The sequence below is a fragment of the Streptomyces sp. NPDC104814 genome, from assembly GCF_055583185.1.
This window is the reverse complement of sequence record NZ_JBVJOL010000006.1, coordinates 298,293-324,433: the sequence shown is the minus strand read 5'-3', so window position 1 is coordinate 324,433 and position 26,141 is coordinate 298,293. Positions and strand designations below refer to the sequence as shown.

Annotated in this window: 22 protein-coding genes; 7 read left to right on the top strand and 15 right to left on the bottom strand. The window is 72.4% G+C overall.

The features are described 5' to 3' along the window. Positions 1-8: 8 nt before the first annotated feature. From ACZ64A_RS22135 to rsmI, 14 genes are all read right to left on the bottom strand, one after another. Positions 9-581, bottom strand: a complete 573-nt coding sequence (locus ACZ64A_RS22135; protein ID WP_469812393.1) for a 2'-5' RNA ligase family protein — start codon at positions 579-581, stop codon at positions 9-11. After that, positions 578-1,213 (bottom strand): nucleotidyltransferase domain-containing protein, encoded by a 636-nt coding sequence (locus ACZ64A_RS22130; RefSeq protein WP_469812392.1) that lies wholly within the window; start codon positions 1,211-1,213, stop codon positions 578-580. Before ACZ64A_RS22130 ends, ACZ64A_RS22135 begins: the two co-directional genes overlap by 4 nt. 278 nt (positions 1,214-1,491) lie before the next feature. Next, positions 1,492-2,619 (bottom strand): glycosyltransferase family 4 protein, encoded by a 1,128-nt coding sequence (locus ACZ64A_RS22125; protein ID WP_469812390.1) that lies wholly within the window; start codon positions 2,617-2,619, stop codon positions 1,492-1,494. 83 nt (positions 2,620-2,702) lie between these two features. Further along, entirely contained in the window at positions 2,703-3,956 is a 1,254-nt protein-coding gene (locus tag ACZ64A_RS22120; protein WP_469812388.1) for a glycosyltransferase family 4 protein, read from the bottom strand. A gap of 24 nt (positions 3,957-3,980) precedes the next feature. Continuing rightward, positions 3,981-6,335 (bottom strand): glycosyltransferase family 4 protein, encoded by a 2,355-nt coding sequence (locus ACZ64A_RS22115; RefSeq protein ID WP_469812386.1) that lies wholly within the window; start codon positions 6,333-6,335, stop codon positions 3,981-3,983. Between the two features lie 56 nt (positions 6,336-6,391). Next, positions 6,392-8,725, bottom strand: coding sequence for a hypothetical protein (locus tag ACZ64A_RS22110; RefSeq protein WP_469812384.1), 2,334 nt, complete (start codon positions 8,723-8,725; stop codon positions 6,392-6,394). Next, positions 8,722-9,234 (bottom strand): hypothetical protein, encoded by a 513-nt coding sequence (locus tag ACZ64A_RS22105; RefSeq protein WP_469812382.1) that lies wholly within the window; start codon positions 9,232-9,234, stop codon positions 8,722-8,724. The genes ACZ64A_RS22110 and ACZ64A_RS22105 overlap by 4 nt, the downstream gene beginning before the upstream one ends. A gap of 45 nt (positions 9,235-9,279) precedes the next feature. Then, positions 9,280-10,161, bottom strand: coding sequence for a glycosyltransferase family 2 protein (locus tag ACZ64A_RS22100; RefSeq protein ID WP_469812381.1), 882 nt, complete (start codon positions 10,159-10,161; stop codon positions 9,280-9,282). Between the two features lie 152 nt (positions 10,162-10,313). After that, on the bottom strand, positions 10,314-11,210 hold the full coding sequence (locus tag ACZ64A_RS22095; protein WP_469812380.1) for a 4-(cytidine 5'-diphospho)-2-C-methyl-D-erythritol kinase: 897 nt from the start codon (positions 11,208-11,210) through the stop codon (positions 10,314-10,316). Next, positions 11,211-12,077: a 16S rRNA (adenine(1518)-N(6)/adenine(1519)-N(6))-dimethyltransferase RsmA gene (gene rsmA / locus ACZ64A_RS22090; RefSeq protein WP_469812378.1), complete on the bottom strand. Its 867-nt coding sequence runs from the start codon at positions 12,075-12,077 to the stop codon at positions 11,211-11,213. A 99-nt stretch (positions 12,078-12,176) separates the two neighbouring features. Next, a complete protein-coding gene (locus ACZ64A_RS22085) occupies positions 12,177-13,499 on the bottom strand; it encodes a ubiquitin-like domain-containing protein (protein WP_469812377.1) in 1,323 nt (440 codons plus the stop codon). Positions 13,500-13,601: 102 nt separating this feature from the next. After that, positions 13,602-14,501, bottom strand: a complete 900-nt coding sequence (locus tag ACZ64A_RS22080) for a TatD family hydrolase (protein ID WP_469812375.1) — start codon at positions 14,499-14,501, stop codon at positions 13,602-13,604. Between the two features lie 218 nt (positions 14,502-14,719). After that, positions 14,720-15,184, bottom strand: a complete 465-nt coding sequence (locus tag ACZ64A_RS22075; RefSeq protein ID WP_469812374.1) for a hypothetical protein — start codon at positions 15,182-15,184, stop codon at positions 14,720-14,722. 245 nt (positions 15,185-15,429) lie between these two features. After that, positions 15,430-16,293, bottom strand: a complete 864-nt coding sequence (rsmI, locus tag ACZ64A_RS22070; RefSeq protein WP_469812372.1) for a 16S rRNA (cytidine(1402)-2'-O)-methyltransferase — start codon at positions 16,291-16,293, stop codon at positions 15,430-15,432. Between the two features lie 87 nt (positions 16,294-16,380). Here rsmI and ACZ64A_RS22065 point away from each other — a divergent pair, with 87 nt between their 5' ends. The 3 genes from ACZ64A_RS22065 (at position 16,381) to ACZ64A_RS22055 (ending at position 21,709) form a co-directional block, all read left to right on the top strand. Beyond that, entirely contained in the window at positions 16,381-18,123 is a 1,743-nt protein-coding gene (locus tag ACZ64A_RS22065; RefSeq protein ID WP_469812370.1) for a dolichyl-phosphate-mannose--protein mannosyltransferase, read from the top strand. 161 nt (positions 18,124-18,284) lie between these two features. After that, positions 18,285-19,916, top strand: coding sequence for a penicillin-binding transpeptidase domain-containing protein (locus ACZ64A_RS22060; protein WP_469812369.1), 1,632 nt, complete (start codon positions 18,285-18,287; stop codon positions 19,914-19,916). 122 nt (positions 19,917-20,038) lie between these two features. Continuing rightward, on the top strand, positions 20,039-21,709 hold the full coding sequence (locus ACZ64A_RS22055) for a penicillin-binding transpeptidase domain-containing protein (RefSeq protein WP_469812367.1): 1,671 nt from the start codon (positions 20,039-20,041) through the stop codon (positions 21,707-21,709). Between the two features lie 61 nt (positions 21,710-21,770). Here the strand turns inward: ACZ64A_RS22055 and ACZ64A_RS22050 are convergent, their stop codons facing one another. After that, positions 21,771-22,109: an SsgA family sporulation/cell division regulator gene (locus ACZ64A_RS22050; protein ID WP_469812365.1), complete on the bottom strand. Its 339-nt coding sequence runs from the start codon at positions 22,107-22,109 to the stop codon at positions 21,771-21,773. Between the two features lie 166 nt (positions 22,110-22,275). Between ACZ64A_RS22050 and ACZ64A_RS22045 the strand changes: the two genes are divergently transcribed. From ACZ64A_RS22045 to ACZ64A_RS22030, 4 genes are all read left to right on the top strand, one after another. After that, on the top strand, positions 22,276-23,331 hold the full coding sequence (locus ACZ64A_RS22045) for an energy-coupling factor ABC transporter permease (RefSeq protein WP_469812363.1): 1,056 nt from the start codon (positions 22,276-22,278) through the stop codon (positions 23,329-23,331). A 1-nt stretch (position 23,332) separates the two neighbouring features. Continuing rightward, on the top strand, positions 23,333-24,094 hold the full coding sequence (cbiQ, locus tag ACZ64A_RS22040; protein ID WP_469812361.1) for a cobalt ECF transporter T component CbiQ: 762 nt from the start codon (positions 23,333-23,335) through the stop codon (positions 24,092-24,094). After that, positions 24,082-24,840 carry an energy-coupling factor ABC transporter ATP-binding protein gene (locus tag ACZ64A_RS22035; protein WP_469812359.1) on the top strand — a complete coding sequence of 253 codons (759 nt, stop codon included), beginning with the start codon at positions 24,082-24,084 and terminating at the stop codon, positions 24,838-24,840. Before cbiQ ends, ACZ64A_RS22035 begins: the two co-directional genes overlap by 13 nt. A gap of 132 nt (positions 24,841-24,972) precedes the next feature. Then, entirely contained in the window at positions 24,973-26,130 is a 1,158-nt protein-coding gene (locus ACZ64A_RS22030) for a serine hydrolase domain-containing protein (protein WP_469812357.1), read from the top strand. The last annotated feature ends 11 nt before the right edge of the window (positions 26,131-26,141 follow it).

The following is a 26,141-nucleotide window of genomic DNA, read 5'->3' as shown; positions in this document are numbered from 1 at the left end:
CAGCATTCTCATTGCGCCGTTCCACACAGCGGGAAACGAGATCTGGCGTGCCATCCTCGCGCGGTCTCCGTCATGAGGGCCATCTCCGTGGCCCGGCAGGCGATGGGCAGGAGGGGTGTGAGTCGCTCCGTGTCACCGAAGGCCGACTCGCCGATGGCCAGCGTGACGTGCGGGACGGACTCGGGATACTTGCCCCGGTACGGCCGGCACTCGGGCCAGTGCCGCGTCACCAGGCCGAGGAGGTCGCCGAACGGCTCCGCGGGCACCGGACGCAGATACAGGACCCCCGGGAACCTCCCGACAGCGGTGAGAGAGAATCCGAATGGCTCGACGCAGGCCGCGACTCGCGCCAGTTCCGCCTCCACGAGGCCGTCGATGGCGCGCGGTGGCAGGAAGGGATACATCACCGTGACGTGAGCGGACAGCCCGCCGCGCGGCACTGGCTCACCTCGCCACATGCACAGAGCGGGCGCCGCCTCGGGGACGGGCACGATCAGGGCGCTCGCGGGCCGCACACCGCGCAGCGCCGCGCCCACCAGCTTCCGAGGCACCGTGCCGACCGTGCCGACCGGGAACTTCACGGCACTCCCCTTCGGATCATCAGCAGTTCCTCGAGAAGGTCGAGGTCGTGCCGGTCGCACTCGCGCATCAGGTAGCCCTGGTGGACGACCAGTTGGAGCCGGAGCGGCAAGCACGGCACCGGTCGTCCTGCGATGACGCCGCAGTCGTCGGACGCCGGGGCGGTCACCTTGCCCGCGGCCCCGGTGCCGGCCTGCGGCGTTGCGTGCCGGCTCAGCAGGCCCGCGAACGGCCAGCAGGCGAGGTCGACCGGGAGGAGGTCGACGACGGCCAGTCCGTCGTCCAGCACCCAGCGCACCGGCAGCGGACGTCCGTCGGGGGCGATCTCGTCCTGCAGCGGCCGGAAACCGATCCCGGCCATGGCGAGCCGGGCCCTTTCCTCCACGCCCTCTTCCCGGGCGAGCACGACGTCGATGTCGCGGTGCCGCCGGGTTTCCCGGCCCAGCAGAGCGTCCACGCCCCAGCCACCCGCCAGCCACATCCGCACCTGCGCCCGGCTCAGCGCGTCCAGCACGGCGAGGACGTCTCCCGCGCATGCTGTGCGGTTGCGGGCGCGCTGCATCGCGGGGAACTCCACGAGAAACGCGAACGGGGAGCGTTCAACGGCCCGGCCGACGCGGCGGGCGGCACGCATCGCCCTGCGCGTCGCCCTTGTCGCTCTGACCGGTGGTGCGGCGACAGGAACGGTCGGCCCTCGGCCGGGTCGTATGTGCATGGGGCCCCTCTCAGGCGTCGGTCGACCGTTCGGCCGTAGCGCACGTCGAAGAACCGGTCGTCCCAAGGAGTGACCGTCAGGGTTCCAGTGACCTGCCACCCCGACCCAAACTATGTAAATTTACGCCGTACATATTCACGTTAGGGACGGTCCACCTTGCGGTCAAGGGGCTGACGAGCCGGGCAAGGCGGCGCGCCTCAGCAAGGTTGTGCCGGAAGCAGGGACCTGAAGACGCACAGATACCGCTCGGCCAGAGCCGGCCCGGCATAGCGTTCGACGGCGCACCGCCGGCCGGCATCGCCCATACGGTCGGCCAGCTCCCCGTCCAGCAAGAGCCGCCGGCAGGCCGCCGCCAGTGCAGGCGCGTCGCCCGGAGGAACCAGCAGGCCCGTCACACCCGGCGTGACCACGTGCGGGATACCGCCGACATCGGATCCGATCACGGGCGTACCACAGGCCATCGCCTCCGCCAGCACCATGCCGAACGACTCGGCGTCCGTGAGGGACGGCAGCACGAGCAGCGCGGCGCTGCGCATCGCCGCGACCAGTGGGTCCGCGGTGAGGCCGCCCGCGAATTCCACCCGTGCGGCGATGCCGAGCCGCTCCGCGCGCGCCATGTGATCGGGCAGGGCGTTGCCGGCCCCCACGACCTTCAGCCGCACACCGGGCAGATCGGCCAGGTCCGCGAACGCCCGCAGCAGGACGTCCACACCCTTCCAGGACGACGCGCGGTCCAACCGCCCCACATAGACGACGGTGCGAGGCCGCGTCGAAGGCGGCGGTCCCGGCGTGAACAACTCCACGTCGACACCGGGCGGGATCTCGACGGCGCCCGGCCGGCCGTAGGCCAGCGACACCGGCGACACGGCGACCAGCGCGTCGGCCCGTGCGAACACCCACGGCAGGACGTACCGCTCATACCAGCGAAGGAGACGGTCCCGGCGTCTCCTGCCCTTGACCATCGTTCCGGCGTGGTAGGTCACGACGGCCGGGCGACGCCCCGACACGGCGACTGCGACGTCCCCGAGGCCGGGTACCGGGGCGTGGGCATGGACGATGTCGACGTCAAGACGGCGCAGCCAACGGCGCAGCTGAAACGGCCACAGTGGGCTGACCGGCGCGTTGACTCCCCGCTGGGTCCAGGTGCCCAGCCGGACGACGGGTACCTCACCGTCGGCCGTGACCGAGGTACGCCACCCGCTCGGGTTGGCCGTGATGACCACGGCGCGCAGGCCGGGCTCGGCGGCAACCGCGTGGGCGACGAACCGGGCACAGTTCTCCGCGCCGCCGACTTTCGGCCAGTAGTGGGGCGCGACCACGGCCACCGTGTGCACCGGACCCCGTCCGCGGTCCGCAGCGCGATCGGTCACCCGGGCCGTTCGATCGATCGTTTGGTGGCGGGCGTTCTTCATCCGGCACCGCCTGCAAAGCGGGCCGATGGCCCGGTGAGGAGGGACCGGTAGAGCTGGAGGTAGCGCTCGGTCAGATCCGGCCAGCCATAGCGTTCGACCGCACGCCGCCGGCCGGCTTCTCCCATGCGGTCGGCCAGGTCCCCGTCCAGCAACAAGCGCCGGCAGGCCGCGGCCAGCGCGTCCGGATCCCCCGGCCGGACGAGCATCCCGGTGACACCCGGGACGACGGAGTGGGGGAGGCCGCCCACGTCCGACCCGACCACGGGCGTGCCGCAGGCCATCGCCTCGATGGACGCCATCGGATGGCACTCGGCCTCCGTCAGTGAGGGCAGGGCGAGCACGGCCGCTTTTCGTACCTGGGTCACCAGCGCGTCCCCGGCGAGTTCACCGGTGAAGTCCACCCGGTCGGCGATGCCGAGTCGCCCGGCCAGAGCCGCGTGGTCGGGGACCGCGTCGCCGCCCCCCACGAGGGTCAGCCGCGCCTCGGGAAGGTCGGTCAGCGCGGCGAACGCCCGGAGCAGGACATCGACGCCTTTCCAGGACGACGACCGGTCCATGCGGCCGACGTAGACGACGGTGCGGGGCCTCGTCGAGGGCGGCGGACCCGGAGTGAACCGCTCCAGATCGACGCCGGGCGTGATCTCGACGGCGCCCGGGCGCCCGGACGCCAACGAGACCGGAGACACGGCGACGAGCGCCCTGACGCGCGAGAACACGCGGGGCAGTACGTGCCGCTCGTACAAACGGATCAGCCGGTCGATGTTCTTACGGCCTTTGCACATCGACCCGGCGTGGTACGTCATGACGGTCGGACGGTCCGCCGCCACGGCTATCGCCAGATCCGCCAGCCCGGGCACCGGGGCGTGCACATGGACGAGGTCGACATCAAGACGGTCCAGCCAGCCGCGCAATTGCCGCGGCCACAGCGGGTTCAGTGGTGTGTTGGACCAGCGTGTCCACGTCCCGAGCCGGATCACCGGCACGTCCGGTCCGTCTACGCCGAACACCGTGCGCCGTCCTGCCGGGTTGGAGGTGATCACCACGGCCCGCATCGCCGGGTCGTCGGCGATGGCGCGGGCCAGGCGAGCCGCGTAGTTCTCGCACCCACCGACGTGCGGCGGGTAGTACGGCGCGACGACGGCGATCGTGTGCACGGGGCCGAGGCCGTCCGCAGCGCGGCCGGGGGCCCCGGCGGTACGGCCGGGGCGGCGCTCCCGGACGTTCTTCATGCGCAGCATGGCTTGTCCCATCGGGGGGAGATGACTCAAGACTCCTCAACGCCCTACTGTCCGGCCTGCCGAAGCAAGCCCGTTCTCCTCGCCGTACCCGGCACCGCTGCCCTTCTCGTTTTCCGGGGCTGCGGGGAGCAAAGAGCGAAAGAGCCGGAGATATCGCTCGGTGAGGGTGGGCCAGGCATAGCGTTCGACGGCACAGCGCCGGCCGGCCTCTCCCAAGCGGTCGGCCAGCTCCCCGTCCAGCAACAGCCGCCGGCACGCGGCAGCCAGCGCGTCAGGGTCGTGGTGCGGGAACAGCAGACCGGTCACGCCCGGCGTGATGACATGCCGCGGGCCTCCCGCGTCGGAACCCACCACGGGCGTGCCGCAGGCCATCGCCTCGACCAGCACGGTCCCGAAGGACTCGGCATCGGTCTGCGAGGGCAGCACGAGGACAGCAGCGGTCTGCAGGGCCTCCAGCAGGGTGTCGGCGGGGACCCGGCCGGCGAACTCCACCCGACCGGCGATCCCGAGCCTGCGCGCATGGGCGGTGTGCTCGGGCAGGGCGTCCCCGCCGCCCACCAGGCGCAGCCGCACGTCCGGCAGGTCGGCCAGATCCGCGAACGCCTTGAGCAGGACGTCGATGCCCTTCCACGGTGAGGCGCGGTCCATCCGCCCGACATAGACGATGGTCCTGGGCCGGGTAGACGCCGGCGGCCCCGGCGTGAAGCGTTCCACATCCACACCCGGGGTGATCTCGACGGCACCGGGACGGCCATGGGCCAACGAGACCGGTGAACTGGCGACGAGCACCCGGGCCCGCGAGAACACCCGGGGCAGGACGTACCGCTCGTAGGCGTTGACCAGCAGATCGACGTCCTTGTGCCCTTGGACCATCGTGCCGGCGTGGTAGGTCAGAACGGCCGGGCGCCGCCCGGACACGGCCACCGCCAGGTCCCCCAGCCCGGGGACGGGGGCGTGGGCGTTGACCAGTGCCACGTCGAGACGGCGCAGCCAGCGGGGGACCTGCCACAACCACAGGGGGTTGACGGGGGTGTTGAGATGGCGCGCCCACGTTCCGAGGCGGACCACCGGCACACCGCCGTCGCTGCCGACCGAGGTGCGCCGCCGGGTCGGGTGCGCGGTGATGACGACGGCCCGCATCGAGGGATCGCCGGCGACGGCGTGGGCGACGCGTCGGGCATAGTTCTCGACGCCGCCGATCTTCGGGAAGTAGTTGGGAGCGACGACGGCCACCGTGGGCGTGCGGTTGCCGGGGGCCGCGGCTCGGTCGAACACCTCGACGGTGCGGTCCGCCTGACACTCCCACGACGATTCCCGCACCGCCCACGCACGGGCGGCCGCACCCAGACGCCGGGCCAGCACGTCGTCGCACAGCACCGAACCGAGCGCTTCGGCCAGCGCCGTCACATCGCCCGGCGCGACGAGCAGCCCGTTGTCGCCGTGGGTGATGAGGGAAGCGGCGTCACCGGACGACGCGGCGACGACAGGGCGTCCACATGCCATCGCCTCGGCCAGCGCACCGGGCGAACAGCAGTGCGCGGGCAGTGCGAGAGCCCGCCCGCGCCGATAGGCCGCCGCCGGCTCCTCGTCCCCTGGCTGCCCGGTGAAGGTCACCCGGCCGTCCAGGCCCAGCCGCCGGGCCAGCCCCTCGCACCGGTCCCCCGGGTGCGCCCAGTCCACCACCTCCAGATGCGCGTCCGGGACGGTGCGGGACAGCACACTGACCGCCCGCAGCAGGTCGGACAGCCCCTCGTGAGCGGCGGTCCGTTCCCCCGCCGCGGAGAAGACGATGCACGACGTGTCCGGCACCGGGCTAGGGGTGAACCATCCCGGATCGAGACCCGGGCGGATCGTGCTCGCGCGGCCCAGGAGGAGATCGGGCAGGTCGGCCGCAACAAGGTCCGATGAGCACACCACCTCCCTTGCCCGGCGCGCGGTCCGGGCCAGCACGACGCGTTCACGACGCGCGCGCCACAGGCCGGACACCGTCCGGCCGCTGGGTGTTGCTGTACCCGGGTGACGCGTCAGCACGAACGGCAAGTCCCCCGAGGCGCGCGCGACGGCGTCGGCGAAGAGAGGGGCCGACGCGAGGGTGTGCGCGTTGACCAGATCGACCCCCTCGGTCTCGATCACGCGGCGCAGGCCGCGCCGCCAGGCGGACAGCAGTGATTGCCGCAGCGCCGTCCGGGGCGCGGTGAGGCAGTACACCGATACACCGCCCGACTTTCCGTACCGCCCGGCCGCCGGGCCGTCGGCCGAGGTCGTCGCGATCACCACCCGGCAGCCGTGCCGCGACCGCAGCAAGCGCGCAAGCTGCCACACGTAGTGCTCCACATGGCCGGCGTCCGGGTCGGTGTGCGGCGCCGCGAGCAGGACGGTACGCGCTGTCATGGGGATCTCCTGAGGTGCCGTGTGCCGGTGTACCGAGCTGTCGGACGGAGAGCGGATCAGCGGAAGATCTTCGCCCCGTCACTGCTGTAGACCTTGTTCTTGATGGCGTCCAGGAACGTGGCCGGATAGCGATAGGTCACCCCGTCGCCCCGGTAGAAGACCGAGGCCTCCCCCTTGCGAACCGGCGTGTAGCCGAGGAATACGTAGGCGTCCTTCCTGATCAGCGAGGGGTAGATGCTTTCCGTCGCGCGGCTGCGGAGCTGTACCTGCAGGCGGTTGAAGGGGGCGCGGTCCAGCTGGACCTGCGACTGGATGTTCACGGGCTGTGCCGAGTCGTGGGTCAGCAGCCATTCGAACGCGGCGCGCTCCTGGGGGTGGGTGTAGTAGTTGTCGTAGTACCGGCCGGCATTGTCGAGGTTCAGCACCGGCGGATAGCCACCGAGCAGTTTCGGCAGGGCGCCGACGAGGTCGAGGAAGAGCACCAACGCCACCGCGCACGCGAGCGGAGCCGCCCGCCGCCGCCCGGCCCACCGGCAGATCCACACCAGTCCGGCCGCTATGAACGGGGCGAAAATGATCAGCCCCTGCTGAAAGGCGCGCAGGACGCCGTAGTCGACGGAAGCCTGCGGGAGAAGCGTGAGCATGCCGATCACGATGACCGCCCCGACGGTCAGCGTGAGCTGATCCCGGGTCGGGCGGAACACCTTGCGTCGCCCCCACACGGTCGTCACGACACCGGCGAGCAGCAGCAGCTGCAGCAGCCCGGCGGTGAACGCGCGGAAGCCGCTGTTCACCGCCGCCACGTCGACACCGCTGTCCTGCAGGGCGTGGCCGGCCGGCGTGAGCGGTTGCAGCGGTTCCGGCGCGACCGACACCGGGTAGGCGTTGACCACGTTCAACGGTAGGTAATTCCCGGCCGCCCCGGGGGTCCCCCGCAGCTGCACGGTGTAGGCGCCGTACTCACTGAGTCGCTCGGCCGGGCTGACCCGGGCTCCACCGATCAGGCTGTACGAGACGTCCGACGACCGGTTCCACACCCGCCCGCTGCGCAGATCGTGCACGGTGGTGCTGACCGTCGTCTCCAGTTGCCCGCCCGTGTGAGAGACCGGGCCGGCCCACAGCGCGGCGGCGGCCGCCGTGGCGACGACGATCCACCAGGTGACGAAGCCCCGCTTGACCGCCTCGCGCGGTGTCCCGTTCCGCAGCCGCGTGCCCAGCCGCCACAGAAGGTCGGTGGCGAGGGCCAGCGCCAGGGTGAGCACGATGATGTAGGTGGTGGAGTAGTGGGAGAGGACGATGCCCAGGGCCAGCACCGTGAACGCGATGCGCCGGGCGGGCACGGGACGGCCGGTGTCGGTGAGCACCACCATGGCGCACCCGAGCAGGAGGAAGGCGATCTCCTGGCGGCCCAGGAACACCATGTCCGTGAAGAAGGTCGGGAACATGATGACGAAGACCGCCGACAGCAGCGCGACGACCTGCGAGGCGACGTTGCGCACCGAGCGGTAGACCAGAGCCGGGGTGAAGGCGAAGAGCAGCGGCAGGACGGCCTTGAACACGTAGACGCCGGAGATTCCCGTGAGCCGTGCCAGCGAGGTCGGCAGCAGGGTGATGCTCATGCAGGCGTTGTACTGGTCACGGTAGGCGGCGATGTCCCAGTGGTTGGCGGCGGCCGTCAACTGAAAGATCTCGAACTCGTGCTGGATGTCGTGGCCGGTGATGTACCACCCGCGCAGCGAGGTGAGCAGCAGCAGTCCCGCCGCTGCGCAGTACAGGCCCAGGGCGATGACCGGGGCCCCGTAGCGCCGGCGCCGCCACATCAAAAGCCCGAGCAGCGCCGCCACGGCGACCATCGCGGTGAAGCTGACGCCGGAACCCGCCTGGTTGTTCAGCCGGATCGGGCCGGCGACGGACAGGACGAGGGTGAGGGCGCCGAGGGCCGACACCGTGACGAGCCCCGGGGGCAGAGTCCGGGTGCTCGCCTCACGCCAGCGGGCGAGGACGTCGGCCAGGCGCTCGGCGGGGGGATCCACGGCGAGAGCGAGGATCGCAACGGCCAGCGTGGAGGCGAGTGCGAGGGGCACGCGGGCGAGCGGCTGCCCCACGCCGACGGCCGGCAGGGCGGTGTTCACCAGCAGGGCCACGACCATGGCGGTGAGAACGCTGAGGCCGACGGCGACCAGAGCCCGGCCGTCCCGGGTCGACACGACGCGTCCGGCGATGCTGTACCAGAGCACCGTCGGGGCGCCGAGGAGGAGCCAGAGACCCGCGAGCGTCAGCAGCCCCGTGGGAGCGCCGGGCAGGAGTTCGATGAGGGCGGCGAGGGCGGTGCCGCCAAGAAGCGCGCGGCGCCCTGCCGCCCGCCCCGCCAGGAGAGCGACGGCGGTCATGGTGAGCCCTTGGTGTTCTCGGCGCTGCCGGTGCCCAGACGGAAGTGCAGCGATTCGGGGTGGCCGAGCAGTGCGACACGGACCACCTGGGCGCCCGCACGCAGCGGCAGCCGTGTGACCGTCGCCGTCCGGCCGTCCGGCCGGTTCGGGAGCGTGGTGGTGGACGACGCCGTGGTACGGCCGGTGGACGACTCGAGCCAGACACGGAGCCGGTCGCTCCCCTTGCCGTCGTCGTGGCGGACAACAGCCACCGGAACGACGACCTGGGCATTGCGCACGGCCGGCGCGCTCGTGAAGTACAGCTCCGTGTAGGAGGCCGGCATCTGGGTGAAGGACTCGCGCAGCTGACGGCGTGCGGCCGGGGTCACGAGGATGCCCACCACGACGACCAGGACGAGCAGCACCACGAGCACCAGGCGGCGGCGACGCCGGTGTCCGTCACTCGCCTCGGCGGCGGGTGCCGTTTCCTGCTGCGACGGCTTCTTGAGGCTGTCGAGGAAGGGGCTCATGCTGCTTTCTCCTTCGGAGCGCCGCCGGCCACCGCGTCCCCGCGGTCAACGCTGGGACGGTCTGCGGATGTCGTGCCGGCCTGCAGCCCACCGGCCGGTGACGCCGTGCTCGGCCGTGAGATCGGGGAGCCGGGGCGGCAGCGCCCGCAGGGCCGAGGCGCCGGGTCCGACCCGCTCCCTGCGCATGCAGCGGACCCTCCCCAGGATGCGGAAGCAGTCGACGGCGTCCTGCCAGCTGATCTTCTTGCCCTCGGCGTGCGACCGGCTGTAGTAGCTCACCGGCACCTCGAAGGGGCGGACGCCGATGCGGAGCAGACAGGCGGTGATCTCCGTGTCCAGTCCGAAGCCGCGCGCCTGCAGGTGCAGGGAGCGGAAGAGGGACAGCGGGATCAGTTTGAGGCAGGTGTGCATGTCGGCCAGGTGCGCGTCGAAGAGCACATTGGCCACGAGCGTCATCAGCTCGTTTCCCACGGCGTAGCGGTACGACTGGTAGACGGTGTTCTGTCCGAAGAGCCGCGCCCCGTAGACGACGTCGCAGCGCCCTTGGAGGACGGGTTCGACAAGCCGCGGGATGTCGTCCGGCGAATACTCCAGATCGGCGTCGAACGGAAGAATGTGCGTTCCCGTGGCCAGCTTCCCGGCGGTGATCAGGGCGGCGCCCTTGCCGAGGTTGCGGGGGTGCCGGTGGGTGATCACCAGCGGGCTTTCGTGCCGGGCGAGCAGGAGCGGAGTGCGGTCGCTGCTGCCGTCGTCGATGACGATCAGTTCCATCGCGCACGGATACTCACGGGCGAGGACCGATTCGACCGCGGCCTCGATGGTCCTTTCCTCGTTGTACGCCGCCATGAGGATGGAGAGCTTCACCGGGCCGTCGCCCGACCATTTCCGGCCGCCCGCCGCCGGGACGGGGATGTCTGGTGCGCTCATCGCGGGCCCTCCTCGCTTTGAGCCCCACAGACGTAAGAAGACCGTGTCAGTGGCCTATGTACGCTTACGTCGTATACGCCCCCTACTGTGCCCACCGGAACTCTCGCCGTCAAGAGCAAAAAACAGCGATAACGGGCTAAACCGGACGGCTCCTAGTCGATGACCGTCGCCCCGTCCGCCGGTCCCGACGCCACACGCACGCTCCGGCACGTGCCCGACGCCCGCAGCGCCTGCGCGACCTTCTCGGCGCCCGCCCCGTCCGGGACCAGGAACGCCGTGGTGGGGCCCGATCCGGAGACCAGCGCCGCAAGCGCGCCCGCCGACCGGCCCGCCGCCAGGGTGTCCGCCAGCTCCGGGAAGAGGGACAGCGCGGCCGGCTGAAGGTCGTTGGACACGGCGGCCGCCAGCGCGTCCGCGTCCCCCTTCGCCAGCGCCTCAAGCACCGCCGGCGAGGCCTGCGGCACGGGGATGTCCCGGCCCTGGGCCAGCCGGTCGAACTCGCGGAACACCGCCGGCGTCGACAACCCACGCCCGGCCATCGCGAACACCCAGTGGAAGGTGCCGCCGACCTCGAGGGGCTCCAGCTTCTCGCCCCGCCCGGTGCCCAGCGCCGCCCCGCCGACCAGGCTGAACGGCACGTCGCTGCCCAGCTCGGCGCAGATGTCCAGCAGCTCCTCACGGGTGGCGCCCGTGTTCCACAGCGCCTCGCAGGCCAGCAGGGCGCCCGCGCCGTCCGCGCTGCCGCCCGCCATGCCGCCGGCGACGGGGATGTCCTTGGCGATGTGCAGATGGACGGCCGGGTCGATGCCGTACCGCGCCGCGAGCGCCTCGGCCGCGCGGGCCGCGAGGTTCGTGCGGTCCAGCGGGACCTGCCCGGCGTCCGGGCCCGCGCAGGTCACCCGCAGCCCGTCGGCCCCGGTGGCGGTGACCTCGTCGTACAGGCCGACGGCGAGGAAGACGTTGGCCAGGTCGTGGAAACCGTCCGGGCGTGCGGCCCCGACGGCGAGCTGGACGTTGACCTTGGCCGGGACGCGGACGGTGACGCTCACTTAGGGCTGCTCCTTGTGCTCGGCGATCCGCGCGAACTCCTCGACGGTCAGCGCCTCCCCGCGCGCCTGCGGCGAGACACCCGCCGCGACCAGCGCCGCCTCGGCGGCCGCCGCGGACCCCGCCCAGCCGGCCAGCGCCGCGCGCAGCGTCTTGCGGCGCTGGGCGAACGCCGCGTCGACCACCGCGAACACCTCCTGCCTGGACGCCGTCGTCTTGATCGGCTCGGTGCGCCGCACCAGGGACACCAGCCCGCTGTCGACGTTCGGCGCGGGCCAGAAGACGTTGCGGCCGATGGCGCCGGCCCGCTTGACCTCGGCGTACCAGTTGGCCTTCACGGACGGCACGCCGTACACCTTCGAGCCGGGGCCCGCGGCGAGCCGGTCGGCGACCTCCGCCTGCACCATGACGAGGGTGCGCTCGATGCTCGGGAAGGTGTCGAGCATGTGCAGCAGGACCGGCACGGCCACGTTGTACGGCAGGTTAGCGACCAGCGCGGTGGGCGGCGGGCCCGGCAGCTCGGTGACGTGCATGGCGTCGGAATGCACCAGCGCGAACCGATCGGCGCGCTCCGGCATCCGCGCGGCGATCGTCGCGGGCAGCGCGGAGGCGAGCACGTCGTCGATCTCGACGGCCGTGACCCGGTCGGCGGCCTCCAGCAGCGCCAGGGTCAGGGAGCCGAGCCCCGGGCCGACCTCGACGACCACGTCGTCGGGGCGCACGCCGGCGGTGCGGACGATCCGGCGGACCGTGTTGGCGTCGATGACGAAGTTCTGTCCCCGCTGCTTGGTGGGGCGGACGCCGAGGGCGCCCGCGAGTTCACGGATGTCGGCGGGGCCCAGCAGGGCGTCGGGGGTGGGGCTGCTCACGGGACAAGGGTACGGGGGCGCACGGGGCGCGACGGCCGGGGCCGCCGGGGGGTGTCCGCAACGTCGCGTCGTCCGCCCGTGAGGCGGCCGGGATTCTGCCTAGCCGTGCAGCCGCGCCCCGCAGTGCGGCCAGGGGCTCGCGCCGCTGCGGGTGTACAGCTTCTTGGCCCGGTACGTCTGTTCCGCCGCGGGCGCGTCCTGCGGGCGGCCGGTGCCGCCGAGGGCGTGCCAGGTGTGCGTGTCGAACTGGTACAGCCCGCCGTACGTCCCCGACGGGTCGACGGCGTCGGGCCGGCCGCCGGACTCGCAGACGGCGAGGGACTGCCAGTTAAGGTGGTCGGCGCCGTGCACGGAGGACGGCAGCGCCTTGGTGCCCACCCGCACGATCTGGGTGCGCGGCAGGCGCACCACCTCGGTCTGCTCGCGCCGCGGCTTGAGCCGTACGCCGTTGACGGTCCGCAGGGTGTACGTCACCCGGCGGAGCCCCGGGCGGCCCTGCTGCTCTACGACCTCCGTCCCCCGGAAGAGGGACGGGTCGTCGGTGCGCTGCTCCCGGAACGGGATCGGTTCCTCCCGCACCTCCTTGGTGCCCCTGATCCGCAGCACGGTGACGGTCTGCCCGTCGCGCGGGAAGCTGCCCGGCGGGACGGAGGTGGTGTCCTGGCCGCCCAGGGTGAAACCGGCCTGCTCGACGGCCTCGCGCACGGTCGCCGCGTTGGTGCGGACGGTGCGGGCCTGCCCGTCCGCCATGACGGTCACGGCGCGTTCGGTGCGCACGTCGACGGCGAGCCCGGCGCGTCCGATGGGCTGGGAGCGCGCGAGGGACAGATAGGCGCCCTCCGCGCGCACGCCGAGCTGTTCCAGCGCCTCCTGGACGGTGTGCGCGGTCGTCCACACCTCGCGTGGCTGGCCGTCGATGGTGAGCCGTACGGGGCGGGCGTAGCGGACGGCGACCTCGTCCCCGTTCGCCAGGTGCGCGCCGCGGCCGGGTGCGACCACGTCGTGCGCGCCGACCTCGATGCCCTCCTGGGCGAGCAGGTCGCTCACGTCGTCGGCGAAGGTGTGCAGGGTGCGCGGGCGGCCGCCGTCGACGCTCAGCTCCACGGCCTTGTCCTCGGCGACGAAGGCGGTCGTCCCGCCGGCCAGGAACGCGACGACGAGGGCCTGCGGCAGCAGGCGGCGCACGGAGCCGTCCGCGCGCTCGGCGTAGCGCGCCCTGCGCCGGCGCGGGGCCCGCCGGTGCGCCACCGCTCGCGGGGCGGGGACGGCCGCGGGCGCCGCCGGGGGCTGGTACACCTCGCCGTATCCCAGGGTCTCGGCCGTGTAGGGGTCGAAGACGGGATCTCCCTGCGGCGGGTACGGCGGCTGCGGCTCCGGTCGGTACGGCGAGTACTGCGGGTACGCGTACGGGGAGTTGTTCACGCCGCCACTCCAGGGTCCGAGGGTCCGCATCGGGCCCAGAACCTAGCGGAGCCGCGCTCACTCTCCAAAGCGGCGCGGCTACCGAGGGTGGCGAACAGGTGGTCAGTAACCGAAGGCGCGGGCGGTGTTGGCGCCGAGGGCGGCCGCCAGGGTGTCCTCGTCGGTGCCGCGTACGGCGGCCATCGCGCGCACGGTGACCGGCACGAGGTAGGGCGCGTTGGGCCGGCCGCGGTAGGGCACCGGCGTGAGGAACGGCGCGTCGGTCTCGACGAGGATCAGCTCCGGCGGGGCGACGGCGAGGGCGTCGCGCAGGTTCTGGGCGTTCTTGAAGGTGACGTTGCCGGCGAACGACATGTAGTAGCCGGCGCTCGCGCAGATCCGCGCCATCTCGGCGTCGCCGGAGTAGCAGTGGAAGACGGTCCGCTCGGGGGCGCCCTCCTCCTTCAGCACCCGCAGCACGTCCTCGTGGGCGTCGCGGTCGTGGATGACGAGGGTCTTGCCGTGCCGCTTGGCGATCTCGATGTGGGCGCGGAAGGACCGCTCCTGCGCCGCCTTGCCCTCCGGGCCGGTGCGGAAGTAGTCGAGGCCGGTCTCTCCGACGCCCTTGACCTGCGGCAGCGCGGCGAGCCGGTCGATCTCGGCGAGCGCCTCGTCCAGGGCCGCGTCACCGCCGGGGGTGCGCGCGCCCTGCCGGGACCAGCCGTCGGGGTCGCCGTGGACGATGCGCGGGGCCTCGTTGGGGTGCAGGGCGACGGTCGCGTGCACGGCGTCGTGGGCGGCCGCGGTCTCGGCCGCCCAGCGCGATCCGGCCAGGTCGCAGCCGACCTGGACGACCTGCGTCACACCCACGGAGGCAGCCTTGGCGAGCGCCTCGGCGACGGTGCCGGACTGCATGTCGAGGTGGGTGTGGGAGTCGGCGACGGGCACCCGCAGGGGTTCCGGAAGGGGCGGCGCGGCGTTCTTGTCACGCGGATCGGCCGGGTCGGAGACATTCGCAGGCATACCCCGATCCTACGAAAGCGGCACACCGTCGGATCCGCCCCCGGCCCCGCCGTCCTCCCGGGGAGGCCATCCCGGCCCCCCGGCGGGGGCGGCGTTCCGGGCCCGCGGCCTGCTCCGGCGAGGCCGTCACGGCGCACCGCACGGGGGCGCCGCAGGCACTCGCCCCCGCCAGGGGGCGACCCAAGCGCCCGCCCCCCGCCACAACCCCCGACCGGTGCTCAGCTTGCCTTGCGGTGGAGGTGGAGGGCGTGCAGGAGGTCGGACAGGTGCCACTGCCGTCGCTCGGCGGTGAGGGCCGGCGCTGCGGAACCGGGCGCTGCGGAACCGGGCGCCGCGGGGACCTGATGCACCGCCGCGGGGACCTGCGGCACCTCCAGGGGGCCGGCCGGCGGCACCCGGTGCATGGCGTGGGCGCCGCTGACGGAGGCCACACGCCCGGGCCGCATGATGCGGATCACGTGGCTGTCGCAGTTCTGGCACCGGGGCCGTTGCAGCGGCGAGGGCACCACGCGCCCGTCGGCGACGTACAGCACGAACGCGTTGCCGTCCGCGTCGGTGTGGTGCTCTATCTCGTACGACTGCTCCCAGCCGGTGCCGCAGCGCATGCAGGCGAAGGAGTACGACTCGTGGACGACGGCCGTCGCGCCGTTGCGCAGCCCGGGCTGTCCGGTGATCTCGCTCATGCCAGCTCCTGTTGTCCGCTGGACAGGGACGGGTGCGTCCCTTCATCCAGTGGACGCTTCCGCGACCGCGAACGCACGGGTCCTGTCGAGTGTTGGACCCGATTTGGAGCTTCCTTGCCGAAAGTGACCCGTTCGGTCCGTTTCGGCTTTGCCATCGGTGACGGCCGTTTACCCCGCCATGGGGCGCACGCTCAGCCGAGATGCGCCCTGCTCAGAGGGGGTGTACGCGCCCCTGCGCGACGGGTTCACGCCCCGCCGCCGGCGCCCCCCGCGTTCTTCGCCGCCACCACCGCGTCGAACACCTGCCGCTTCGGCAGCCCGGCCTCGGCCGCGACCGCAGCGATCGCCTCTTTACGGCGCTCCCCGGCCTCCTCGCGCACGCGCACCCGGCGCACCAGCTCCTCCGGGCCCACCTCCTGCGCGCCCCGCTCGGGCGCCCCCTCCACGACGACGGTGATCTCACCGCGCACGCCCTCGGCCGCCCACGCCGCCAGCTCGCCGAGCGGACCGCGCCTGACCTCCTCGTACGTCTTGGTCAGCTCCCGGCACACGGCCGCGCGCCGCTCGGCACCGAACACCTCGGCCATCGCGGCGAGGGTGTCGTCGAGCCGGTGCGGCGCCTCGAAGTACACGAGCGTGCGCCGCTCCTCGGCGACCTCCCGCAGCCGGGACAGCCGCTCCCCCGCCTTGCGCGGCAGGAACCCCTCGAAGCAGAACCGGTCCACCGGCAGCCCCGACAGCGCGAGCGCGGTCAGCACGGCGGACGGGCCCGGAACGGCCGTGACCTTGATGTCCTTCTCGACGGCGGCGGCGACCAGCCGGTAGCCCGGGTCGGACACGGACGGCATGCCCGCGTCGGTGACCAGCAGCACGCGCGCGCCGCCCACCAGTTCCTCGACCAGCTCCGGCGTGCGGGCGGACTCGTTGCCCTCGAAGTACGACACCACGCGCCCCTTGGGGGTCACGCCGAGCGCCTGCGTCAGACGCCGCAGCCGCCGGGTGTCCTCGGCGGCGACGACGTCCGCCCCGGCCAGTTCCTCGGCGAGCCGGGGAGGGGCGTCCGCGATGTCGCCGATGGGGGTGCCCGCCAAAACAAGGGTTCCAGTCACGCCCCCCATCCTCCCAGGACGCGCCGCGAGGGGCGGCATCCCGGCCATGCACGGGACTCACACAGCGCGGTTCCCTACGATGGCGCGGTGACCAGTACCGCGTCCTCCACGGACACCCGGCAGGACCGGGCACCGCACGACCAGCGGCCGTCGTGGCAGCAGCGGCTGCGCCGTTTCGGCCATGTGGAACGGCCCGCCGCCGACGTACACGACCGGCTGGTGCCGCCGTACGCCGCGCCGAGCCCGCGGCTGTGGCAGGTGCTGGGCGTGCCGCCGGTGTTCGCCGACCGGATCCGCCGCTGGTCCGGCTGGGGCGGTCCGCTGCTCGTGACGCTGATGGCGGGCGTGATCCGGTTCTGGAACCTGGGCAGCCCGAAGGCGGTGATATTCGACGAGACGTACTACGCCAAGGACGCCTGGGCGCTCGTCCACCGCGGCTTCGAGGTCAACTGGGACAAGAACGCCAACGACCTGATCCTGTCGGCGAACGGGCACGTCCCGATCCCGACGGACCCCGCCTATGTCGTGCATCCGCCGGTCGGCAAGTACGTCATCGGGCTCGGCGAGCTGATCTTCGGTTTCGACCCGTTCGGCTGGCGGTTCATGACGGCCCTGCTCGGCACGCTGAGCGTGCTGATGCTGTGCCGGATCGGCCGCCGCCTGTTCCGCTCGACGTTCCTCGGCTGCCTGGCCGGCGCGCTGATGGCGGTGGACGGGCTGCACTTCGTGATGAGCCGCACCTCGCTGCTGGACGGGGTGCTGATGTTCTTCGTGCTGGCCGCGTTCGGCTGCCTGGTGGTCGACCGGGACAGGGCGCGCGAACGGCTGGCGGCGGCGCTGCCCGTGGACGCCGACGGCCGGGTGCGCCCGCACGCGCAGACCGCGGACACGACGGGCCTGGGATGGCGGCCCTGGCGCTGGCTGGCCGGTCTGATGCTGGGCCTGGCGATCGGCACCAAGTGGAACGGCCTGTACGTGCTGGCGGCGTTCTGTGTGATGGCGGTGCTGTGGGACGTCGGCTCCCGCAAGGTGGCGGGCGCCCGCCATCCGTACGCGGCCGTGTTCAAGCACGACCTGGGGCTGGCGTTCGTGGCGACGGTGCCGGTGGCGGTCGTCACCTACCTCGCGTCCTGGACCGGCTGGATCCTCTCCCCGACCGACGGCACGGGCGGCTACTACCGCAACTGGGCCACCACCGACGGCAGGCACAGCAGCTGGTCGTGGCTGTTCCCGGACTGGTGGCGCAGCCTGTGGCACTACGAGCACGAGGTGTACGAGTTCCACCTCAACCTGCACTCGCCGCACACCTACCAGTCCAACCCCTGGAGCTGGATCGTCCTCGGCCGCCCGGTGTCGTACTTCTACGAGTCCCCCGCGCCCGGCAAGGACGGCTGCCCGGCGGACGCGGGCGAGAAGTGCGCGCGGGAGGTGCTGGCGATCGGCACCCCGCTGCTGTGGTGGGTGGCCTGCTTCGCGCTCCTGTACGTGCTGTGGCGCTGGTTCTTCCGCCGTGACTGGCGGGCGGGTGCGATCGCCTGCGGCGTCGCGGCCGGCTACCTGCCGTGGTTCCTGTACCAGGAGCGCACGATCTTCCTCTTCTACGCCGTCGTCTTCGTGCCGTTCCTGTGCCTGGCGGTCGCGATGCTGCTCGGCGCGATCGTCGGCTCTGCGGGCGCGAGCGACACCCGCCGCGTGGCGGGCGCCACGAGCGCGGGCGTCCTGGTCCTGCTGATCGCATGGAACTTCATCTATTTCTGGCCCCTGTTCACGGGCACGGCGATCCCCATCGACCAGTGGCGGTCGCGGATGTGGCTGGATACGTGGGTATGACACGGATTGACTGAGCGCTTCCCGTCTCTCTTCGGACAACTTCCGGAAACAGGCGCGCCGACGGGCCCGTGATCCGCATACAGTGCGGACGACACGGTCTTTGAACACGTTCAATTCGCGTGGTCGAGGGCTCCGAGGGGAGACACGGGGAGGGACGCGTCATGCGTACGGGGGTGAAGGCCGGCATCGTCACCGCGGTGCTGGCCACCATGGTGGGCGGAGCGGGCTACGGGGCGTACAACTTCGTCTCGGCGCTCAACGACACCGGCGCGAGCGGGGCGAGCGGGCCCGCGCCGGTGAAGAGCGGGCCGCCGAGCGGGGACGAGGTCCGGGAGACCGCGCGGAACTTCTTCGCGGCCTGGGCCAAGGGGCAGCCGGCCGAGGCGGCGTCGTACACGAACAACGCGGCGAAGGCCGAGCCGCTGCTGGCCTCCTACGGCCAGGCGGCCCACATCACCGGGGTGCGGATCACGCCCGGTGCGGCGAGCGGCGCGACCGTGCCGTTCACCGTGAAGGCCACGGTGTCGTTCGGCGGCCGGAGCAAGCCGCTGGACTACAGCAGCCGGCTCACCGTCGTACGCGGGCTGACCACCGGCCGGGCGCTGGTGGACTGGCAGCCGTCCGTGGTGCATCCGAAGCTCACCGGCATGGACGACCTCCTCGTCACCGGCGAGGCGGCCGCGCCGCCCGTCCAGGCGGTGGACCGCCACGGCACGGTGCTGACCGCGCAGAAGTACCCCTCGCTCGGCCCGATCCTGGACGAGCTGCGCGCCAAGTACGGCGAGCGGTCGGGCGGCACCCCAGGCGTCGAGCTGAGCATCCACCACGCCGACGCGGGCACCGCCGACACCACCCTGCTCACCCTCGCCCAGGGCACGGCGGGCAAGCTGACGACCACGCTGAGCGCGAGCGTGCAGGCCGCCGCCGAGAAGGCGGTGCGCGACTACGCCGAGTCCTCGGTGGTCGCCGTCAAGGCGAGCACCGGCGAGGTGCTGGCCGTCGCCAACCACCGCGGCGACGGCTTCAACGCCGCCTTCCTCGGCAAGCTGGCCCCCGGCTCCACGATGAAGATCGTGACCGCGGCCACGCTCATCGACAACGGCCTGACCAGCGCCAACGGTCCGGCGCCCTGTCCCGACGACGTGATGTGGGAGGGCCAGACCTTCCACAACCTCAAGGGCATGAAGGCCGAGCCCGACGCCACGCTCGCCGACAGCTTCGCCCGCTCCTGCAACACCGCCTTCATCAAGTACGTCAAGCAGCTGACGAACGAGTCGCTGAACCAGGAGGCCACCGAGCGTTTCGGGCTCGGGCAGGACAACTGGCAGACCGGCATCCCGTCCTTCGACGGCTCCGTCCCGGCCGTCGAGGGACCCGACAAGGCGGCCGGCCTGATCGGCCAGGGCCAGGTCCAGATGAGCCCGCTGAACATGGCCTCGGTCACGGCGACCGCGATGACGGGCGCCTTCCGTCAGCCGGTGATCGTGCCGCGGAGCCTGGACGGCCGTGAACTGGCCCAGGCGCGCGGGCTGTCCCCGGACACCGTCCGCCAGCTGCGCGCCATGATGAACCGCACCGCGACCAGCGGCACCGCCGCGCAGGCGATGTCCGGGCTGAGCGGCAGGATCGGCGCCAAGACCGGCTCGGCCGAGGTCGACGGGCAGGCGAAGTCCAACAGCTGGTTCACCGGCTACCGGGGCGATGTGGCGGCCGCGGCGATGACCCAGGAGGGCGGACACGGCGGCGACGCGGCCGGGCCGATTGTCGCAAGCGTGCTACGGGTGGGCGGCTGACGTCACCCGCGCGCGACGGGACTCTAGGCTGGTCGCCGTCGTTGGGGTGAACGAGGGCGACGAGGGCAGTGGGACCAGGGGCCTGGAGGCGTCCTGGGGAACGCGCGGAGGAACAGGGAGCAGTGGGCAAGAGACGACGCGTCGCCGAGCGACGGAGGACCGGGCCCGCGGTGGTCGGCGGGATGATCGCCGTGGTCGTCGGCGGCGCCGGCATCGGCGCGTACGCGCTGTACGGGGGCGGCGCGGCGGCCGAGGACAACACGGCGGCGCAGGCCGCGGCCCACAAGAAGGCCGTCAGGACGGGCCCGCTGTCCGCGGCCGAGGTCACCACCACCGCCCGGACCTTCCTGACGTCCTGGCAGCAGGGCCGGCTGCCCCAGGCCGCGGCCGCCACCTCCGACGCCCCGGCCGCGACCGCCCTGCTGACCGGCTACGCCAAGGACGCCCGCATCCAGGGCGTCACCATCACCCCGGGCGTGCCGCAGGGCGCCAAGGTGCCGTACACCGTCAAGGGCACCCTGGCCTACCACGGCGTCAGCAGGCCGCTCACCTACAGCAGCGCGCTCACCGTGGTGCGCCGGGCCGCGGACGGCAAGCCGTACGTCGACTGGCACGCCTCCGTCGTCCACCCGGACCTGGCGGACGGCGACACGCTGGTGACCGGCGAGTCGGGCACGCCGCCGGTGAAGGCGCTGGACCGCGCGGGCGGCGAGATCACCACGGCGAAGTACCCCTCGCTGGGCTCGGTCCTGGACGGGCTGCGCGAGAAGTACGGCAAGAAGGCCGGCGGCAGGGCGGGCATCGAGCTGCGGGTGGTGCGCGGCAAGGAGTCGAAGGCGAAGAAGCTCTCCGACAGGACGCTGGTGGAGCTGAGCAAGGGCACACCGGGCACGGTGAAGACCACGCTCAGCCCCCGGCTGCAGGCGGCGGCCGAGCAGCAGGTGGCCAAGCGGGCACGGGCCTCGGTGGTCGTGCTGCGCCCCTCGACCGGTGAGATCCTCGCCGTCGCCAACAACGGCCACGGGTTCGACACCGCGCTGCAGGGCTCGCTCGCGCCGGGCTCCACCATGAAGATCATCACGTCGTCGCTGCTGATCGACAAGGGCCTGGCCTCCGTGGACAAGCCCCACCCGTGCCCGAAGTACTTCTCCTACGGCGGCTGGAAGTTCCAGAACGACGACGAGTTCGAGATCAAGAACGGCACGTTCAAGGCGAGCTTCGCCCGTTCCTGCAACACGGCCTTCATCAGCCAGGCCGGCAAGCTGGGCGACGACGACCTGACCAAGCAGGCCCAGCAGGTGTTCGGCCTGTCGATGGACAACTGGTCGCTCGGGGTGCCGTCCTTCGACGGCAGAGTGCCCGTGCAGTCGGCGGCGCAGAAGGCGGCGTCGCTGATCGGGCAGGGCGGGGTGCGGATGAACCCGCTGAACATGGCGTCGGTCGCGGCGACCGTGCGGTCCGGCTCCTTCCACCAGCCCTATCTCGTCTCCCCCGACGTGGACGGCCGCAGCCTCGCGCACGCCTCGCGCACGCTGTCGCCCTCGACGCTGGCGCAGGTCCGGGAGCTGATGCGGTACACGGCGGCGGCCGGTACGGCGGCCGAGGCGATGTCCGGGCTCGGCCCGGACTTCGGCGCGAAGACGGGTTCGGCGGAGGTCGACGGCCAGGACAAGCCGAACGGCTGGTTCACGGCGTACCGGGGCGATCTCGCTGCGGCCGGTGTGGTGCAGGCGGGCGGCCACGGCGGCGACACGGCCGGACCGATCGTGGCGGCGCTGCTGAAGATGGGCTGAGCGCCGGACCGATCGTGGCGGCGCCACTCAAAGACGGGCTGAGCGCCCGGCCGAGCGTGAGTCAGACGGCGGCCAGGTAGGTGCGCCGCAGGAAGCGGAGCAGCGTCTTCGTCTCGAACTGGACGACGGAGACGCCCTGGGCGGAGTGGAACTCCACGACGGCGCCGACGCGCCCGCACGGCCACACCCGGACCTCACCGGTGCCGGTCGGGGCGCGCAGCCCCTGTTCCAGCAGGGTGCGGGAGAACGTCCACTCGTCGGTGCCGGGCAGGCCGACGCGCACCGAGCGCGGGTCGGCCTCGGGGTCGTAGCGCAGGACGACGGGTATCGCCGTGTCCTCGTCCTCGGCGTCCGCGTCCGTGACGATGTGGGCTCGCGCGTACTGCTCGACTACAGACATCGAACGGCCCCTTACCCTCAGTGACCTATATGAAAGCTGTAAATCCGCTTCCCTTACCAATGTCCCACATGAGGCGGCTCACGCCCTGTTGAGCGCCATCTCACATCCGACGTGACCAGCGACTCGCTCTTGCAAGTAGTTCGCATTAAGCCACTATCATCGAACGGTGCACGTACCTGACGGATTCATCAACGCCCCGGTCTCCGCCGCGACCGGCGTCGTCGCCGCCGGCGCGATAGCCGTGAGCCTGCGCGGCGCCCGCCGTGAGCTGGACGAACGCACCGCGCCGCTGGCCGGCCTGGTCGCCGCGTTCATCTTCGCGGTGCAGATGCTGAACTTCCCCGTGGCGGCCGGCACCAGCGGCCACCTGCTGGGCGGAGGGCTCGCCGCCATCCTCGTCGGCCCCTACACCGGCGTGCTGTGCGTGTCCGTGGTCCTGCTCATGCAGGGCATCCTCTTCGCCGACGGCGGCCTGACCGCGCTCGGCGTGAACATCACCGACATGGCGATCGTCACGACCGTCGTCGCCTACGCCGTCTTCCGCGGCCTGGTGAAGGTGCTGCCCCGCAGGCGCCGTTCGGTCACCGTCGCCGCCTTCGCCGCCGCGCTGCTGTCGGTGCCGGCGGCCGCGGTCGCCTTCACCGCGATCTACGCCCTCGGCGGCACCACCGACGTGTCCCTGTCCAAGGTCGCCACCGCGATGATCGGCGTCCATGTCCTCATCGGCATCGGCGAGGCCGCGATCACCGCGCTGACCGTCGGCGCCGTCATCGCCGTACGCCCGGACCTCGTGTACGGGGCGCGAGGACTCCAGCAGCGGCTGAAGCTCAGGGTGAACGGGGAGTTGGTGGACGCCCCGACGCCGGTCGCCGTGCCCGTCGCGGCGCGCACCTCGCGGCGCAAGCTGTGGATCACGGGCCTGGTCACCTCCCTCGTCCTCGCCGGCTTCGTCAGCTTCTACGCCTCCGCCAGCCCCGACGGCCTGGAGAAGGTCGCCCACGACCAGGGCATCGACAAGAAGGCGAAGCCGCACTCCTCCTCCGACTCCCCGCTCGCCGACTACGGCGTGAAGGACATCGGCGACGCCCGGCTGTCCGGCGGTCTCGCCGGGGTGATCGGCGTCGGTGTGACGGTCGTCGCGGGCAGTGCGGTGTTCTGGGCCGTGCGCCGGCGCCGCAGCGACGACGTGTCGCCGGCGTCGACGACCGTGGAGAACGTCTGACATGGGCGCCGGGCACGCGCACCGGCTCTACCGGCACGGGCACACGCCGGTGCACGCGCTGCCGCCGCACACCAAACTCGCCGCCGCGTTCGCCTTCGTGGTCGTCGTCGTGTCGACGCCGCGCGAGGCGATGTGGGCGTTCGCGCTGTACGCCGCCCTGCTCGGCGTGGTCGCGTACCACGCCCGCGTGGGGGCGGGGTTCCTGCTGAAGCGGCTGCTGATCGAGGTGCCGTTCGTCGCGTTCGCGGTGCTCATGCCGTTCGTGGCGGAAGGCGAGCGGGTCGACGTCCTCGGGCTGTCGCTGAGCGTCAACGGCCTGTGGGGGGCGTGGAACGTCCTCGCCAAGGGCACCCTCGGCGTCGCCGCGTCCGTCCTGCTGGCCGCCACGACCGAGCTGCGCGAGCTGCTGCTGGGCCTGCAGCGCCTGAAGCTGCCGCCGCTGCTGGTCCAGATCGCGTCCTTCATGATCCGCTACGGCGACGTCATCACCGACGAGATGCGCCGCATGCGCATCGCCCGCGAGTCCCGCGGCTTCGAGGCCAAGGGCGTGCGGCACTGGGGCGTGCTCGCGAAGTCGGCGGGCGCGCTGTTCATCCGCTCCTACGAACGCGGCGAGCGGGTCCACCTGGCGATGGTCAGCCGCGGATACGCCGGTTCCATGCCGGTGATCGACGAGGTGACCGCGTCCCGGGCGCAGTGGTCGTACGCCCTCGCCCTGCCCGCTTCGGCCCTGCTCGTCTGTCTGCTGGGATGGTTCCTGTGACACCTTCACTGGATGTGGCCGGTCTGGCCTTCGCGTACCCCGACGGGCACCAGGCCCTGTTCGGCGTGGACTTCTCCCTGGCGCACGGCGAGCGGGTCGCGCTGCTCGGGCCGAACGGCGCCGGCAAGACCACCCTCGTGCTGCACCTCAACGGCATCCTGTCCGGCGGCGCCGGCACCGTGAAGGTCGCCGGGCGATGCGTGGACAAGCGGAACATGGCCGAGATCCGGCGCAAGGTCGGCATCGTCTTCCAGGACCCGGACGACCAGCTGTTCATGCCGACGGTCCGCGAGGACGTCGCGTTCGGGCCGGCCGCCGCCGGGCTGAAGGGCGCCGCGCTGGAGGAGCGCGTGGACCGGGCGCTGGAGCGGGTCGGCATGCTCGCCTTCAAGGACCGCCCGCCGCACCATCTGTCCTTCGGCCAGCGCCGCCGGGTCGCGGTGGCGACCGTGCTCGCCATGGAGCCGGAGATCCTCGTCCTGGACGAGCCGTCCTCCAATCTCGACCCCGCCTCCCGCCGCGAGCTGGCCGACATCCTGCGCTCCCTGGACGTGACGGTGCTGATGGTCACCCACGACCTGCCGTACGCCCTGGAGCTGTGCCCGCGCTCGCTGATCCTCAGCGACGGCGTGATCGCGGCGGACGGCAGGACGGCGGAGCTGCTCGCCGACGAGGAGCTGATGCGCGCCCACCGGCTGGAGCTGCCCTTCGGCTTCGACCCGCGCTCGGTGTCACTGGGCGCGTAGGCACACCGCCACGGCCGCCGCCCCCGGCAACATCGATGTAACGATCCTCGCCGGGCAGCACGGCAAAGGAATCGCAGGCCGTCCGGCGGTGTTACCCGCTGCGTCGCAGGCGATCGAAAGGGATGTGCGGACGTGGACGTGCACGGAGCGGTGACCGAGGGCTTCGAGCCGGTCAGGGAGGCGTTCGCCCGTAACTTCGCGGCGCTCGGGGAGAAGGGCGCCGCGGTGACCGTCTACCGGGACGGGCACAAGGTCGTCGACCTGTGGGGCGGCACCCGGGACGTCGACGGCGCCGAGCCCTGGGAGCGGGGCACCGCGCAGATCGTGCGCTCGGCCACCAAGGGCGTCGCCGCGGCCGTGGTGCTGCTGCTGCACCAGCGCGGCGAGCTGGACCTGGACGCGCCGGTCGGCTCCTACTGGCCCGAGTACAAGGCGGCCGGCAAGGAGCGCACCCTGGTGCGGCACCTGCTCGCGCACCGGGCCGGAGTCCCCGTCCTGGACCGCCCGCTGACCCTGGCCGAGGCCGCCGACCCGGACCGGGCGGCGACTGCGGTGGCGGCGCAGGCGCCCGTGTGGGAGCCGGGCAGCGACCACGGCTATCACGCGCACACCTACAGCTGGATCACGGGCGAGCTGGTGCGGCGCGTCACCGGGCGGACGATCGGCGAGTGGATCGCCCGCGAGATCGCGGAGCCGGTGCGCGCGGACTTCTGGCTGGGGCTGCCGGCGGACGCGCAGGCGCGTGTGGGCCGCGTCGGCCCCGTGGCCGCCCCCGAGACCAACGGGCTCAAAACCCGCCCCAAGCGGGCCGTCGCCGACGCCTACGCAGACCCCGCCTCGCTCACCCTGCGCGCCTTCGGCGCGATCAGCCCCGCGCCCGACGAGAACGACCCCGCCTATCACGCGGCCGCCCTGCCGGGCTCCACCGGCGTCGCCACCGCCGACGGCCTGGCCCGCGTCTACGCCGCGCTGATCGGCGAGGTGGACAGCGGCCGGCGCCTGTTCACGCCGGACACCGTGGAGCTGGCGCGCGGCGAGCAGTCGGCCGGCCCGGACCGGGTGCTCGTCGTGAACACCCGCTTCGGGCTCGGCTACATGCTGCACGGCAGCGCCTCGCCGCTGCTCGCCGACGGCTCCTTCGGCCACCCCGGCCGCGGGGGTGCCCTCGGGTTCGCCGACCCGGCCTCGGGCATCGCCTTCGGCTACGTCACCAACGGGTTCCGCAAGAGCGTGACGGCGGACCCGAGGGCACAGGCGCTGGTGCGGGCGGTACGGACCGCGCTGTCCTGAGGGCCTGCCGC